Here is a 14217-nt window from a genome sequence, read left to right on the forward strand (position 1 = left end):
CCAGGTGCACGCTCATGGCCGCGCTGGTGCAGAAGGGCAGCACCAGCGCTGCTCCCTTGCCCTCGCCGGGACAGACAGCGCCGAAGATGAAGGTGGATGCTGTTCTTTGGTCCCGCGGCGCGGCGGGACGGCTGCCTCGCGGGGCCCAACGCCGGGTGAGCTTGTTCTTCTGGCCGACGCGGGCCTCGTCGGCGAACCAGACCTCTACGGCCGCGGGCTCAATGCCTTTCTCCTGCGCGATGGTGTCCAGCACCGCAGGGAAGTTTTTTTAAACGCCTCAATGGCGCCCTCGGCCTGGGCATGGTGGCGTGGCCGCGCCGAGAGCTTGCGGTAGCCCATCGCGCGCAGTTCCCGGCTCAGCGTCTGCACCGACACCGAGACGCGCAGCTCCTCCCACAGCCATCGGCCCAGGTCGACCAGTCGCCAGCGCACCACGCCGTGGATCGCTGGGATTGGTCCCGTCTGGATCGCCGTGATCAGTGCCGCGCGGTGAGTGTCGGTCAGCCGTGCCGGCTGGCCCGGCGCCTTGCGGTCGATCAGGCCACTGGGCCCCTCGGCGTTGAACCGAAGCACCCAGTCGCGGACGATCTGCAAGGTCACGCTGCCGAGCCGCGCCGCCTCGCTCCGCGACGCGCCGTCGTAGATCGCAGCCAGCGTCAGCAGCCGACGCGACTGCGCCGCATCTTTCGATCGCCGCGCCAGGGCGCGCAGCGTCCGCGCATCGTAGTCAAGACGAAGGGGAAGCGGCTGACCCATGGCAAGGCTCCGTTGCTCCGCACCTTGAATCAGATCCGGGCCGCGTCGGGGAAGCCCCCTCGTGAGTCAGCCTCACCGAGACTTGGTATAACGCCGCATTCGCTTCGGTCAGCGGCATGACATGGGTTTCGGCGCGGATGGGAATGCGCGGCGCAAGGTTCAGGAAAGCCTCTCCGTCCGCGCGCGTCAGGTTGGCCACCGAGCGTAGGACGCGCTCCTGCCAGAGCAGCGCATAAGGGAAAGCGGGGATGTCGCTCATGTGGATGCCTGCACAGACGACGCTCCCGCCCGCCTCCACAGCTCCCAGCGCGGCGGGCACCAGCGCTCCGTGCGGCGCAAAGATGATCGCTGCCTCCAACAGGGCGGGCGGCACCTCGTCAGAGCCACCAGCCCATGCCGCGCCGAGGCGGCGAGCGAAATCTTGCCCGGCACGATCACCCGGGCGTGTGAAGGCGAACACCTCCCGTCCCTCGTGCTGGGCAACCTGAACTATGATGTGTGCCGCAGCACCGAAGCCATACAGGCCAATACGTCTCGCCGTGCCGGCCATACGGAGGGCGCGGTGCCCGATCAATCCAGCACAGATGAGGGGTGCCGTCTCCACGTCCGCATATCCCTCCGGGATGGGCAGGCAGAAGCGGGAATCAGCAACGGCATACTCGGCGTATCCGCCGTCGAGCTGGTAGCCGGTGAAGAGCGCCTCCGCGCAAAGGTTCTCGCGCCCGCTCTGGCAGAAACGGCATGCACCGCACGTCCAGCCGAGCCACGGCACGCCAACGCGATCACCTACGCGGAGGCGCGTCACCCCTGGGCCCACCTCCGCCACGCGCCCGACGATCTCGTGACCCGGGACGAGGTCGCGCTTGGGATGAGCCAACTCGCCGTCCACGATATGCAGGTCGGTACGGCATACGGCGCACGCGGCAACGCGAATGACCACTTGCCCTGGCGCGGGCTTTGGGTCGGGCACGACGGCGCATTCCAGTCGTCCGGGCGCCCTGCGGAGAAGCATGGCACGCATGACCAACTGTGCCATGGGCGTGCCGCATGGTCGAGCTTTGTCGCACCATGTCGGCTTGATACATCTACGGAAATGCACTCTCGCCGGATGGAAGTTCAAAGATCATCCGATAGCAACCGGACGCTGCGGTGCGCATGTTGTGAGCGAAGCCCCAGAGGTAGAGAAGAAACTTGCGATATTCGGCCTCGCCGAACCTCTCCACGACGCTCTCGTGGTTCTTCTCCCAGTTGTGGGCCCATTGGCGGAATGTGAGATAGTAGCTGTGTCGGTCGTCAAAGAGTTCGACCAACTGAAGGCTCGTCTGTGCCATTGCTGCGAGCAGTTCGTGCAGCACGAGCAGGGAGTGGTTGCCAGGGTAGATGTGCTTGACGACAACCGAGTTCACATCCTTCTTGCTCGCAGTCGACGACCCATCAAGAAAGATACGTCCGCCAGGCTTTAGAAGGGAGACGAATTTGGCCAGCACCTTCTCGTACTGCGGCAGGTGCTCGATCACCCCCATCATAATGATGGCGTCATACTTTCGTTCGGTTTGATATTCCAAAATATCAGCGAAGATCAGCTCCCAGTCGTAGCCTTCTGCTTGGGCCGTTTCTTCAAGATATGCAATGGAGGCGCGCGAGATGGATAGGCCTGTGCATCTTACTCCGCGTTCTGACGCGTACTTGAACCAGCTTCCCCAACCCGGGCCAATCTCCAAAATGTGGTCGCCCGCCTTCAGTCGGCATCTCTCGAAGCAATAAGAGAGCTTGCGCAGGCAGGCGTCAGTCAGTGGTTCGTCGTCTCGCTCGTAGATGCCCTGGGTGTAGAGCGGCATCTTTGGGTCGAGAAACTGCAAGAAGAATGAGGCGTCTCGATCGTAGTGCACAGAGATTGCCTGTTTGTTGAGCCGCGTTTGGCCCTTCAGCAAGGGTTCAACGAGCTGCCAGAGCGTCAGCAGGGGATGCCGGTCCGTCAGAACGCGATTGCGGAGCCAGAATACACTCAGCATCTCGCCTTCTATGTCGAAGTCGCCATTAAAGTAAGCTTCTGCAAGCCTCCGCTCGTCAAGGCTCGCGAAGGCCAGCACGGAGCGCCGGTTGCGGAGCAGGAACTTGAATGCGCATGAGCCGTTGCCAAAGCGCCGCGCCGTGCCATCGGGCAGGATGAGGTCAAAGGCGGTTGGGAGATTGGTGCACTTCGCCGCGAGGCGCTGGTGGAGCAATCGGGCCAATCCGGAAACCGGCACCTGATCGGACGCGGGCAGGAACCCGTGGGGTGCTATTGCGTCTCCAGCCATTGAATTGTCCTCCGAGTTATTGCCGCCTCAGAGCCCAGCCCAGGATACGCCCATGCCTGGAAACCTAGTTTAGTTCATCTCGCCACGTGGTGATCAAGAGCGAAATAACACGCCGAATGCAGCGAGAAGCAAAGCCACCCACCACGTTGATCACCGTCGATACGACATGCCGACTTCGTCGAGGCACGCTGTCGCGAGGTCCAGTTCATCCTCAACGAACGCCCGAAGAACTATGCCCGGGATCGAACGGGTGCCGCCGCTCCGTCTTCCACCACCCGGAGGACTGATCCGGCGCTTCGTCGGTGGCTCAGCAGCCTTTTGAGCGGAAGCCACCCGGCGCGTACCTCAGAGTATTGAGCCGAGGTGAGACCGGCACCAAGAACAGCGTGCGGGCGTCAGGCCCGAAGAACGCTCAGTGAGCACTCTGTCGGTCATCGATCTTGACGGAACGCAGCCGCAAGGCGTTCCCCACCACGCTCACCGATGAGAGCGCCATCGCGGCAGCTGCGATGACGGGCGAAAGCAGAATGCCGAAGAAAGGATAGAGCAAGCCCGCCGCGATCGGCACGCCAGCAGCATTGTAGACGAAGGCGAAGAACAGGTTCTCGCGGATATTGCGCATCACCGCCTTCGACAGGCGTCGTGCGCGCACGATGCCCGTCAGGTCGCCGCCCAGCAGCGTCACCCCCGCGCTCTCGATGGCAACGTCTGTGCCGGTTCCCATCGCCACCCCAACCTCGGCTGCGGCCAGGGCTGGGGCATCGTTGACGCCATCACCCGCCATGGCGACGCGCCGGCCCTCGCCCTTCAGGCGCTCGACGATGCGCTGCTTGTCCTCGGGCAGAACCTCCGCCTCGACCTCGGTGATTCCGAGGCGCCGCGCCACGGCCTCGGCAGTGGTCCGGTTGTCGCCGGTCAGCATCACCACACAGATGCCCTCGGCCCGGAGCCCATCGAGTGCCGCTTGCGTGGTGTCTTTGATGGGGTCCGCAACCGCGATGAGGCCGGCTGGGGCACCATCCAGGGCGACAAAGAACACGGTCGCTCCATCGCCCCGGAGGCGCTGCGCCTCGTCTACCAGGGCACCAGGATCCACGCTCAGTTCCACCATCAGGCGGGCGTTTCCGATGGCGACGCGGCGGCCCTCGACCGTTCCGGTGACGCCGCGGCCGGAAGGCGCGTCGAACCCCTCGACCGCTGGAATGGTCAGGCCACGGTCGGCCGCGGCGCGAACCACTGCCTCCGCGAGCGGGTGCTGGCTTGGGCGCTCCAGCCCGGCGGCAAGGCGCAGCAGGTCGCCCTCGGTCACCCCAGAGACCGGCACCACGGCAACCACCTCCGGCCGCCCCTGCGTGAGGGTGCCGGTCTTGTCGACAATCAGGGTGTCGATCCGCTCGAGGCGCTCCAGCGCTTCGGCATTCTTGATCAGCACGCCAACCTGGGCGCCACGGCCGACCCCCACCATGATCGACATTGGCGTCGCCAAGCCGAGGGCGCAGGGGCAGGCAATGATCAGCACCGTCACCGCGGCTATGAGGCCGAAGGCTAGGCGCGGCTCAGGCCCCCAGATGGACCACGCGGCAAAGGCAAGCACGGCGACGACGACAACGAGCGGCACAAACCATCCCGCGACCTGATCAGCCAAGCGCTGGATCGGCGCGCGGGACCGCTGCGCACCCGCGACCATCCGCACGATCTGGGCGAGCACGGTGTCCTGCCCGACGCGGTCGGCGCGCATGACAAAGGAACCCTGCCCGTTGAGCGTTCCGCCGACCACCCGCGCGCCCGGGGCCTTCTGCACCGGCACAGGCTCACCGGTGACCATGCTCTCGTCGACGTTGGAGCGGCCTTCCAGCACTTCCCCATCCATCGGCACCTTGTCGCCGGGCCGGACGCGCAGGCGGTCCCCCACATGCACATGGGTAAGTGGGATCTCCGCCTCGTCGCCATTGGGGCCGATCCGTCGCGCCGTCGGCGGGGCGAGGTCTAGAAGAGCGCGGATCGCACCCCCGGTCCGCTCGCGCGCCCGCAACTCCAGCACCTGTCCCAACAGGACGAGCACGACGATGACGGCGGCGGCCTCGAAATAGACCGCGACGGACCCGTCCCCGGCGCGGAAGGCAGCCGGGAAGATGCCGGGCGCCACGGTCGCGACGACGCTGAAGACCCAGGCGACGCCAGTGCCGAGCGCGATCAGGGTGAACATGTTGAGCGAGCGGTTGCGGAGGCTCGCCCAGCCCCGTTCGAAGAAGGGCCAGCCCGCCCAGAGGACGACCGGAGTGGCCAGCACGAGCTGGATCCAGTTTCCGACGCGCGGGCCACCGACCAGGTGCATCATGCCCGTGAGGTGCCCACCCATCTCGAGCAGGAAGACAGGGATCGTCAGGGCCAGCCCAACCCAGAAGCGGCGGGTGAAATCGGCAATCTCGGGGTTTGGCGCCGCCTCTGCGGTCGGCATCTCGGGTTCGAGCGCCATCCCGCAGATGGGGCAGTTGCCCGGCCCAGGCCGGCGGATCTCCGGGTGCATCGGGCAGGTGTAGACGGTGCCGGGCGCCACCGTCTCGGCGCGGAGCGCAGGCTTAGGGACAGTGTACTTGGCAGGGTCGGCGACGAACTTCGTGCGACAGCCGGCCGAGCAGAAATGATAAGCGACGCCAGCGTGCTCGGCGTGGTGGGGCGTCGTGGCCGGATCGACGGTCATCCCGCAGACAGGATCCTTCACCGTGTTGGCTTCGTCGGCCACCATCCCTCCGTGGTGCTGGACGCTGGGCCCAGGATCGCGGTGGGCAGCCCCGTGTCGATGATGGGCGTGGTGATCGTGGTCGCTCATGACGGTCTTCCAAGAGTACGGGGTGAGCCTGACAACTGCCGGGCGGCGGCGAGACAGAGCGGCGGAAGGAGGAGCCACTGAAGGATGGGGGAGAGGCCGGTTCCGAGCGGGGGCAGCGTCGGCATGGCAGGGGCATAGGCCCAGCTTCGCCAGACCTCGACGTTCAGCCACTCGAGAAGGACGGTCGCAGCGACCCCCGCCGCCGTGGCGACGAGGCCGACGTGCCAGAAGTTCTCGCCCGGCCACCGCCAGGACCGCGTCAGGACCACCGCGGCAGCCAGGGCCGTTGCACCGATCGCGCCATCGCCGACCGTGCAGTGGGCGACGCCAAAGGCGATTTCCCCTGGGCTCCCTTCCGTCCACAGCGTGTAGAGCGGCAAGTGGACTAACTCCCAGGCGAGGTTGGCGCTGAGCAGCAGGCCAAGGTACTGGCCCGCGAGCGCCAGGGCGGCCTTCCCTGCAGGCTCCGGCCCCAGCACCCGCTCAGCTCTCGCGCGAGGAGCCAGAAGCCCTGCCGCCATGGCTGTGGCCGTGCCCACCGTGCATGAAAAGGTGCATCAGCGGACAGGCCAGCAGCAGGAGGTAGGGCAGTGCGCCAAGGACGTGGCCCCAGTGTTCGCGCACCACGTAAAAGGCGGCAACGAGGACGAAGCCGAGAACGGCGATGCCCACGGGCGTGCGCCACCAGGACGGCCGCACGGTGCCTCTTTCGTGCGTTGCGTGGTCCACCTCAGTGCATCCCCATCCGCATGGATCGGAAATGCTCGGCCATGAGTTCGTCGGCCGTGCGGCGCTGCTCCTCCGAGAGCGCGGCGTAGAGCGGCCCAGCGGCGGCCGAGACGGCCCGCATCGCTTCGAGTTGGGCACTGAGGAGGGCGATCCGCCGCTCTATTTGCTGCGGCGCCGGCGTGGCGCCCGGAGCACCCTGCATGCTCGCCTGCACAGCGGCATGCAGACGCCCCGATTGAGCGCGGACGGCCTCGGCATAGGTGTTCCACTGCGTCGCCTGGGCGTCAGTGATCCGCAGCTCCGCGCGGATGAAGGCGAGCCGCCCCTCCACGCGTCGGAACGGCTGCGTGGCCATCGCCATCCGGCGTTCCTGCATCATCCGCATCATGTCGGCCCTACCGCCGCCCATCATGCCACCCGGGCCGCCCATCCCCATGCCTCCCTGCTGCGGCGGGCGCTCCGGCGCGCCGGGCGCCGCTTGTACGCCCTGCGGGTGGTGGGCGGTGTGTCCGTCATTCGTACCGGGCGCTTGCGCCAGAGCCATGCTGATCGTGCCCAGCGCCAGCGCGGTTGCGGCGGCCAGTCCTGTAAGCTTTCTCATGATGCTCCTCCTGATCTCGCCTTGGTGCGGGTTCTGTCCCAACCGTTCTTTTCGACAATTCCTGCGTCGCGCGCTTTGACCCCGCGCAAGGTTTCAGGTCGGACGCGCACCCGTGAAGCGCATGAAGGGCCGGTGCGAGCCGTCCGCTCGCCACGCGACCACGTCGTAGGTCTCCGGCGCATGCCCTGGCACCTCCATGCCTGGGCTGCCGACCGGCGTGGCAGGGACCGCAAGGCCGACGATCCCAGCGGGCCGTTCCGACAGGAGGCGACGGATGGCCGGGGCCGGCACGTGACCCTCCAGCACGAAGCCGGCCACCCGTGCCGCATGGCAGGAGAGGAGGTCGGACGGCGTGCCGAGCATGCGCCGGACTGGCGAGACGGAAGCGACGACCCGGTCCTCCACCGTGAACCCCTCGGTTCGAAGGTAGTCCACCCAGCCGGAGCAGCAGCCGCAATGGGGATCGCGCCAGACCTCGATCTGGGGCGCCTGGGCGGAGGCGGTGAAGCCGGTCGCAGCCCATGCCGCCGTGCCAAGAATGAAGCTTCTGCGTGAGGTCATGGCCCTCGTCTCCGGAGTGGGTCTCAGCGATTGGTTGGACGCTGCAGGAAAGCGCGTAGCTCGGCGATCTCACGCTCCTGCTCGCGGACCACCGCCTCGGCCGTGCGGCGCATCTCAGGATCGCGGCCGTACTGGAGTTGGACCCGTGCCATGTCGATCGCGCCCTGGTGATGGGGGATCATCGCAGCAGCGAAATCGCGGTCGGCATCGCCCGTAAACTGGATTGCCATATCGCGGTGCATCTTCTGGTTGGCGGCCTGGAACGCGGCCGTTGACGGGGAGGCAGCTGCGCCCGGTGCCGGGGCGGCGCTATGGTCATGCGCGCCGCCGCCAGGCTGGCTCCGCGCCGCGCCATGGTGCATGCCCCCATGGCCCATGCGGCTCATCATCTGGGCGTGCATCTCGGGCGTCATGCGTTGGCGCATCGCACTGTAGACCTGTGCCATCTGCTCGGGTGTCAGGTCCTGCATCATCCCCATCATCTGCTGGATCTGCTCGGCGGTCGGCGCAGCCCGGTGCGGGGCGGCCTGGGCCGGCGCGGCACCGTGGCCGCCATGGTTCTGCAAGCCCTGTGCAGCCGCCAAACTGGCGCCTCCAACGGCGAGAGCGGCGATGGCGAAGGTGGCCCTGATCGTGGCGCTTGGCACGGTGTCTGTCCTCTGCAGATGTTATGTTGCCATCTTGCGCACGGAGCGCGTCGTTGCTTCTCCAGCTCGTGACATAGTGTTGCAGGAGCGTTCGTGCTGCCCGCAGCAATGTCGCGATGCCCCAGGCTGCCTTCGTCATCCCTGGCCGCGAGGCAGGACCACGCAGGCGAGCAGGCCACCTTGCTGGCTCTCCTTGAGTTCGAGACCGCCGCCACTCGCCTCCGCGAAGCGTGCCGCGATGGCGAGGCCAAGTCCGCTCCCTCCCCTCCCCCGAGCAGCGTCGAGTTGAACGAAAGGCTCGAGCGCCCGAGCGCGGTCCCCGGGTGCGATGCCTCGCCCGGCATCGGAGATCTCGACCACGACCCGGCTGCCCTCGTCACGAACCGCCAAGCGCACGGGCGGAGCGCCATGGGTGATGGCGTTTTCGACCAAGTTGGACAGCGCCCGTTTCGCTGCGAGGCGGCGCAGTGGCAGGACGACGCGGGCCGGTCCCTCATAGGCGGCATCGTGGCCCATATCGGCAGCATCCGAAGCCAGGGTCTGGAGAATCGCCGCCAAGTCGGTGGCGCGTGCGGGTTCGGCGTCGCGCCCCTCCCGGATGTAGTCCAGCGTGCGACCCACCATCGCCTCCATCTCGGCGATGTCGGCTTCCATCCGCTCCCGGTCCTCCCCCTCCGGCAGGAAGCCCGCCCGCAGCTTGAGGCGGGAAAGCGGCGTCCGCAGGTCATGGCTCATGGAGGCGAGCGTCTCGGTCCGGTCCTCGATCAGGCGGCGGATCCGCTCCTGCATGGCATTGAAGGCTGCTGCCGCGTGCTGCACCTCGCTGGGGCCATCGGTGGGCAGGGGCCTGGTGTGGAGGTCACGCCCGATCTTGTCCGCGGCATCGGCGAGGCGGCGCAGGGGGTGGGTGATCCAGCGAACGACGAGCGCCGAAGCGAGCGCGATGCCCAGCGTCATCGCGACCATGGACGCGAGCACATTCCCGCCTTCTGGCGCATCGCCGGGTGCCCCGATCCAGTTAGCGGAGAACACGAGCCAGCCCCCCGCCTCGAGGGGGATGCCGCCCACAGCACGGTGGCCGGCCTCGGCCTTCGGATCCCAGCCAAGACGGGCACCCGGACCCAGCCGGGCTGCCACCGACGCCAGCGGGGCAGGCGGCGCGATGTCGGGCAGCGGGGCAATCCGGTCCCAATGCAGCTCGATGCCCGGTACGGATAGGGCATGGGCGGCCGCATCCCGCGACGCTTCCGGCGTGTTCGCGACCGTGGCGCTGGCGGCGGAGATCCGCCCCAGGAGCCGTTCCAGTCGCGCCCCGCTTTCGGCCCCGTGCAGCGCCTGCTCGTGCACCACCATGCTGCCGAGGTGCAGCAGCGTGAGGCCGCCGAGGAGAAGGACGGTGATGCGGCCGGCGAGGCTGCGGGGCCACAGCCAGCGCACCCCGCGAGGGCGAGCTTCGTTCTCGCCGCCTGCGCTCACGCCCGCGCCACTTCCGCGACGAAGACGTAGCCCGCACCCCGGACCGTCTTGATCAGGGACGGGCTGTCCTCCTCGGGCTCGATCTTCCGGCGGAGGCGGCTGACCTGGACATCCACCGTCCGGTCGAAAGGGTCGACGCCAACGCGACGCTTGGCCACCTCGAGCAGTTGCTCGCGCGACAGGACCCGGCCCGGGTGCTCAAGAAAGGCCAGCAGCAGGTCATACTCCGCGCCCGACAGGTCAACGACCGCACCATCCGGCGAGGTCAACTCGCGCCGGGCGGCGTCGAGCACCCAGCCAGCGAAGGTCAGGTGGCGGGAGCGCGGGTCTCTCTCGGCCTCGGCTGGAGCGGCCCGGCGTAGCACCGCCCGGATGCGGGCGACCAGTTCCCGGGGTGCAAAGGGCTTCGCCACGTAGTCATCGGCACCTAGTTCGAGGCCTAGGACACGGTCCATCTCTTCGCCCCGCGCGGTGAGCATCATGACCGGGATGCGGCCGCGTTCGCGTAGCTTCCGGAGCAGGTCGAGGCCGGAGCTTCCGGGCAGCATCACATCGAGCAGAACGAGGTCGGGCTCCCCAGCCGGGCTCTCCATGACCTCCCACATCTCGCGTCCGTCGCGGGCGAGCGAGACGCGATATCCAGCCTCGCGCAGGAGACGCGCCACAAGCTGGCGCATCTCGCCATCGTCCTCCACGACGAGGAGATGCGCCTCCGGGTCGAGGAGGCGGCGCTCCGACGCTTCGTTCATTGCACCGGGTCGGCCGGGGTGAACCGGGCCTGGACACGGGCAACGCCCGGCCGCGGCACGATCTGGACCACAACCCGCAAGCCCGGCGTCGCCTTGAACTCGCCAGCCGCAACCAGCGCAGCGCCGTCGGGCCGGGGGGCAAGAGGCAGGGTCTGCTGGCGCTCTTCGGACAAGACGATCGCAGTGCCGGACGCCTCTCGCATCGCAACCGGACGGTCGTTGTGGTCGAGCAGAAACAGGATGATTTCACCGTCCCGTGCGACCAACTCGCCGTGATAGGGCCCGACGTCTTGGACCTGGCCGCCATTCGGGCCACGCCCCCCGGCGGGGACGTGGGCCGAGGCTGTGGTGGGGACCAGGACGCTGAGTGTGCCAAGAAGGCTTCGCCGAGTGATCACTTTGGTTTTCCCTCTGTCAGTATGTGTCTGCTGTCGCGTGCGAACGAGAGCCGGTCTCGGCATTCCGTTCGGATGCCTCGGCACGCAAACGTTCAAGCGCGGGCCGGCCGAAGCGATGAAAGAGGATGGGCGTCACTAGCGTATCCAGCAGCGTGGCGCTGACGAGGCCACCCAGGATCGTGACAGCCACCGGGTGGAGGATCTCCTTCCCGGGCGCCTCCGCCCCCACCGCAAGCGGAACGAGGGCCAATCCCGCCGAGAGGGCGGTCATGAGCACCGGCGTCAGCCGCTCCGCACTGCCGCGCAGGATCAGCCCTAGTCCCCATCGCTCGCCCTCATGGAGGGCGAGGTTGAGATAGTGGCTCACCTTCAGGATGCCGTTGCGCGTGGTGATGCCCGTCAGCGTCACAAAGCCAACCATCGTCGCGACTGAAAGGGGCTGGCTGGTGATCCAGAGCGCGGCCACCGCCCCAATCAGAGCCAGCGGCACGTTGCCCATGATGATCGCGGCCAGCATGGCCGAGCGATAGCGAGAGTAGAGCACGGTGAAGATGAGCGAGAGCGAAACGATGGCGAGGATCGCGATGGTCTGCATCGCTTCCTCCTGAGCCTGGAAGGTGCCCTCGAGGCTCGTGGTGTAGCCGGGTGGCATCGGCACGGCAGCGACCTCGGCTCGGATCGCGGCCACTGCAGCCGACATGTCGGTGCCGGGCGCGGTGTTGGCGAGCACGACCATCCGGCGCCTTGCGCCCTCGCGGAGGATCTGGTTCGGCCCGTCCGCCTCCTCCACCCGAGCCAGCAGGCGCAGAGGCACCCGCCCGCCCGGCGTCTCCACCAGCGCTTCGGCCAGACGGGCCGTGGTGCGGTCCTCGTCAGCGAGGCGTAGGACAACATCGAAGCGGCGGGCGCCATCCATGATCTGACTGACGACAGCGCCGCCCGTGAGCGCCTCCAGCGTCTCGGTCAGGCTGGCTGCGGAGACACCGTAGAGGGCAGCCCGCTCATGATCGACCGCGATGCGGAGTTGTGGCACGCGCACCTGGCGCTCGAGCTGAAGATCAGCGAGCCCCGGCACGTTTGCGGCCAGCCGTGCCCGCAGCGTCTCCGACAACGTCCGCAGCGTGTCGAGGTCGTCGCCGAAGACCTTCAGCGCGATCTGCGCCCGGACGCCCGAGAGCATGTGGTCCAGCCGGTGACTGATAGGCTGGCCGATGTTAACGGCTGCCGGCAGGCCGGACAGGCGAGCACGGATGTCGGCCAACACCTCTCCCCGTGGCCGCGCGCCCTCGCGAAGATCGAGGTCGATCTCGGAGGAGTGGACGCCTTCCGCGTGCTCGTCGAGTTCGGCCCGGCCGGTTCGGCGTCCAACGCCCTTGACCTCCGGGATCTCCAGCAGAAGCCGCTCCGCCACGCGGCCTAGGGCGTCGCTTTGCGCAAGCGAGATGCCGGGCTGGTAGGTAACGCTGATGACCAGCGTCCCCTCGTTGAAGGGCGGCAGGAAAGTCCGAGGCAGGAAGGGAACGCTCGCCGCGGCCAGCGCCACGCCCGCGGCGGCCACGCCAAGGACGAAGGAGCGGTGCCCGAAGGCCCATCGCAATGCATGGTCATTTCCGGCCTTGAGCGCCCGCACCAGCCAGCCGTCATGCTCGCCCATCCGGCGCATCCGGGGCAGCAGCCAGTAGGACAGCACCGGCGTGACGGTGACCGCCACGAGCAGCGAGCAGAGGATCGAGACCATATAGGCCACCCCAAGAGGCGCGAAGAGCCGCCCCTCGATGCCGGAAAGCGCAAAGAGCGGGATAAAGACCAGGACGATGATGAGCGTGGCGTAGACGATGCCCGACCTCACCTCGGCACTGGCATGCGCGACGACCGAGAGCACCGGCTCCGGCTCCCCGCACTCGCGGTTCTCGCGGAGGCGGCGGAAGATGTTCTCGACGTCCACCACGGCATCGTCCACCAGCTCGCCGACGGCGATGGCAATGCCGCCGAGCGTCATCGTGTTGATGGAGAGGCCGAAGGCGGCGAAGACGATCGCGGTGAGCAGAATGGAGAGCGGGATCGCCGTCAGGGAAATGAAGGTCGTCCGGGTGTTGAGCAGGAAGGCGAAAAGCACCACTGCGACGACGAAGAAGGCTTCCACCAGCACCTGCTGAAGGTTGGCGATCGACTGCTCGATAAAGTCGGCTTGGCGGAACTTCACCCGGTCAGCGGCGACGCCGCGCGGCATTCCAGCCTGCAATTCCCGCAGCGCCGCCTCGACCGCGCGGGTCAGGCGGATCGTATCAGCCCCGGGTTGCTTGGCGATGGCGAGGATCACGGCGGGCGCGCCATCCACCCCTGCCTCGCCCCGCTTGAAGCGGGCCCCGTAATCGACTTCCGCCACCTGCCGGAGCGCGATGGGCTGCCCCTCGCGGAAGCCGACCGTGGCGTTGCGCAGGTCCTCGAGCGATGTCGTCCGGCCGATGTTGCGGATCAGGTACTCGCGCCCCGCCTGGTCCACGTAGCCCCCGCCCGCATTGACGCCGAACTGGCGCAGGGCGGTGGCGAGTTGGTCGTAGGTGATTTCGAGAGCGTGGAGGCGGTCGAGATCGGGCATGACCCGGAACTGCCGGACCTCTCCGCCGATCGGGATCACCTGACTGATGCCGGGGATGGTGAGAAGGCGGGGGCGCATCACCCAATCTGCCAGCTCGCGCAGCTGCATCGGGGTGACGGAGCCATCCTGCGGCGCCGTCATGGCGACCAGCATGATTTCCCCCATGATGGAGGAAACGGGCGCCATCGCCGGCAGCACCCGTGGCGGCAGCTGGGACTGGATTTGCCCAAGCCGCTCCGAGACCTGCTGGCGGGCGCGCCAGATGTCCGCGCCCCAATCGAACTCGACGAAGACGATGGAGAGCCCGACCGAAGACACCGACCGGACGCGGGTGACCCCCGGCAGACCGTTCACCGCCGTCTCAATCGGGAAGGAGACGAGCTGCTCCACCTCCTCCGGCGCGAAGCCCTCGGCCTCGGTCATGAGGGTGACGGTGGGCTTGTTGAGGTCAGGGAACACGTCGACCGGCATGCGGGGGAGCGTCCACGCGCCATAGCCCGAGACGAGCAAGGCCACGACAAGGACGAAGATCCGGTTTCGGAGCGAGAAGCCGACGATGGCGTTGAACATG

12 protein-coding genes and 1 pseudogene are annotated in these 14217 nt (G+C 67.5%); all 13 read right to left on the minus strand.

Translation table 11 applies throughout. The features are described from left to right. Positions 1–756 (minus strand): annotated as a pseudogene (locus JTJ31_RS22520) (IS630 family transposase); the annotation flags it as partial. Then, entirely contained in the window at positions 728–1777 is a 1050-nt protein-coding gene (locus tag JTJ31_RS22525; RefSeq protein WP_207541030.1) for a zinc-dependent alcohol dehydrogenase family protein, read from the minus strand. The gene JTJ31_RS22525 and the pseudogene JTJ31_RS22520, both read right to left, overlap by 29 nt. 64 nt (positions 1778–1841) lie before the next feature. Next, a complete protein-coding gene (locus JTJ31_RS22530; RefSeq protein ID WP_207540997.1) occupies positions 1842–3056 on the minus strand; it encodes a class I SAM-dependent methyltransferase in 1215 nt (404 codons plus the stop codon). Positions 3057–3468: 412 nt separating this feature from the next. Continuing rightward, complete coding sequence (locus JTJ31_RS22535) at positions 3469–5802, minus strand: heavy metal translocating P-type ATPase (RefSeq protein ID WP_207541031.1); 2334 nt, start codon at positions 5800–5802, stop codon at positions 3469–3471. Between the two features lie 80 nt (positions 5803–5882). Continuing rightward, positions 5883–6365 carry a hypothetical protein gene (locus JTJ31_RS22540; RefSeq protein ID WP_207540998.1) on the minus strand — a complete coding sequence of 161 codons (483 nt, stop codon included), beginning with the start codon at positions 6363–6365 and terminating at the stop codon, positions 5883–5885. A 4-nt stretch (positions 6366–6369) separates the two neighbouring features. Further along, complete coding sequence (locus tag JTJ31_RS22545) at positions 6370–6615, minus strand: DUF2933 domain-containing protein (protein ID WP_207540999.1); 246 nt, start codon at positions 6613–6615, stop codon at positions 6370–6372. A 1-nt stretch (position 6616) separates the two neighbouring features. Further along, positions 6617–7216 carry a Spy/CpxP family protein refolding chaperone gene (locus JTJ31_RS22550; RefSeq protein ID WP_207541000.1) on the minus strand — a complete coding sequence of 200 codons (600 nt, stop codon included), beginning with the start codon at positions 7214–7216 and terminating at the stop codon, positions 6617–6619. 93 nt (positions 7217–7309) lie between these two features. Then, a complete protein-coding gene (locus tag JTJ31_RS22555; protein WP_207541001.1) occupies positions 7310–7777 on the minus strand; it encodes a DUF411 domain-containing protein in 468 nt (155 codons plus the stop codon). Between the two features lie 23 nt (positions 7778–7800). Next, positions 7801–8259: a CopM family metallochaperone gene (copM, locus tag JTJ31_RS22560; protein WP_207541032.1), complete on the minus strand. Its 459-nt coding sequence runs from the start codon at positions 8257–8259 to the stop codon at positions 7801–7803. A 300-nt stretch (positions 8260–8559) separates the two neighbouring features. Continuing rightward, positions 8560–9900 (minus strand): ATP-binding protein, encoded by a 1341-nt coding sequence (locus tag JTJ31_RS25280; RefSeq protein WP_207541002.1) that lies wholly within the window; start codon positions 9898–9900, stop codon positions 8560–8562. Then, complete coding sequence (locus JTJ31_RS22570; RefSeq protein WP_207541003.1) at positions 9897–10649, minus strand: response regulator transcription factor; 753 nt, start codon at positions 10647–10649, stop codon at positions 9897–9899. Before JTJ31_RS22570 ends, JTJ31_RS25280 begins: the two co-directional genes overlap by 4 nt. Further along, positions 10646–11047: a hypothetical protein gene (locus tag JTJ31_RS22575; RefSeq protein WP_207541004.1), complete on the minus strand. Its 402-nt coding sequence runs from the start codon at positions 11045–11047 to the stop codon at positions 10646–10648. The genes JTJ31_RS22570 and JTJ31_RS22575 overlap by 4 nt, the downstream gene beginning before the upstream one ends. Before the next feature lie 16 nt (positions 11048–11063). Further along, entirely contained in the window at positions 11064–14216 is a 3153-nt protein-coding gene (locus tag JTJ31_RS22580) for an efflux RND transporter permease subunit (RefSeq protein ID WP_207541005.1), read from the minus strand. Position 14217: the final 1 nt, after the last annotated feature.

Source organism: Sabulicella rubraurantiaca, assembly GCF_017355885.1.
GTDB classification, from domain to species: Bacteria; Pseudomonadota; Alphaproteobacteria; order Acetobacterales; family Acetobacteraceae; genus Roseococcus; species Roseococcus rubraurantiacus.

Bases quoted from the DNA above. Each gene is read 5' to 3' on its own strand.
- JTJ31_RS22530 (WP_207540997.1), bottom strand. From the start codon at position 3,056: ATGGCTGGAGACGCAATAGCACCCCACGGGTTCCTGCCCGCGTCCGAT.
- JTJ31_RS22570 (WP_207541003.1), bottom strand. From the start codon at position 10,649: ATGAACGAAGCGTCGGAGCGCCGCCTCCTCGACCCGGAGGCGCATCTC.
- JTJ31_RS22535 (WP_207541031.1), bottom strand. From the start codon at position 5,802: ATGGTGGCCGACGAAGCCAACACGGTGAAGGATCCTGTCTGCGGGATG.
- JTJ31_RS22550 (WP_207541000.1), bottom strand. From the start codon at position 7,216: ATGAGAAAGCTTACAGGACTGGCCGCCGCAACCGCGCTGGCGCTGGGC.
- copM (WP_207541032.1), bottom strand. From the start codon at position 8,259: ATGATGGGGATGATGCAGGACCTGACACCCGAGCAGATGGCACAGGTC.
- JTJ31_RS22555 (WP_207541001.1), bottom strand. From the start codon at position 7,777: ATGACCTCACGCAGAAGCTTCATTCTTGGCACGGCGGCATGGGCTGCG.
- JTJ31_RS22525 (WP_207541030.1), bottom strand. From the start codon at position 1,777: ATGCGTGCCATGCTTCTCCGCAGGGCGCCCGGACGACTGGAATGCGCC.
- JTJ31_RS22580 (WP_207541005.1), bottom strand. From the start codon at position 14,216: ATGTTCAACGCCATCGTCGGCTTCTCGCTCCGAAACCGGATCTTCGTC.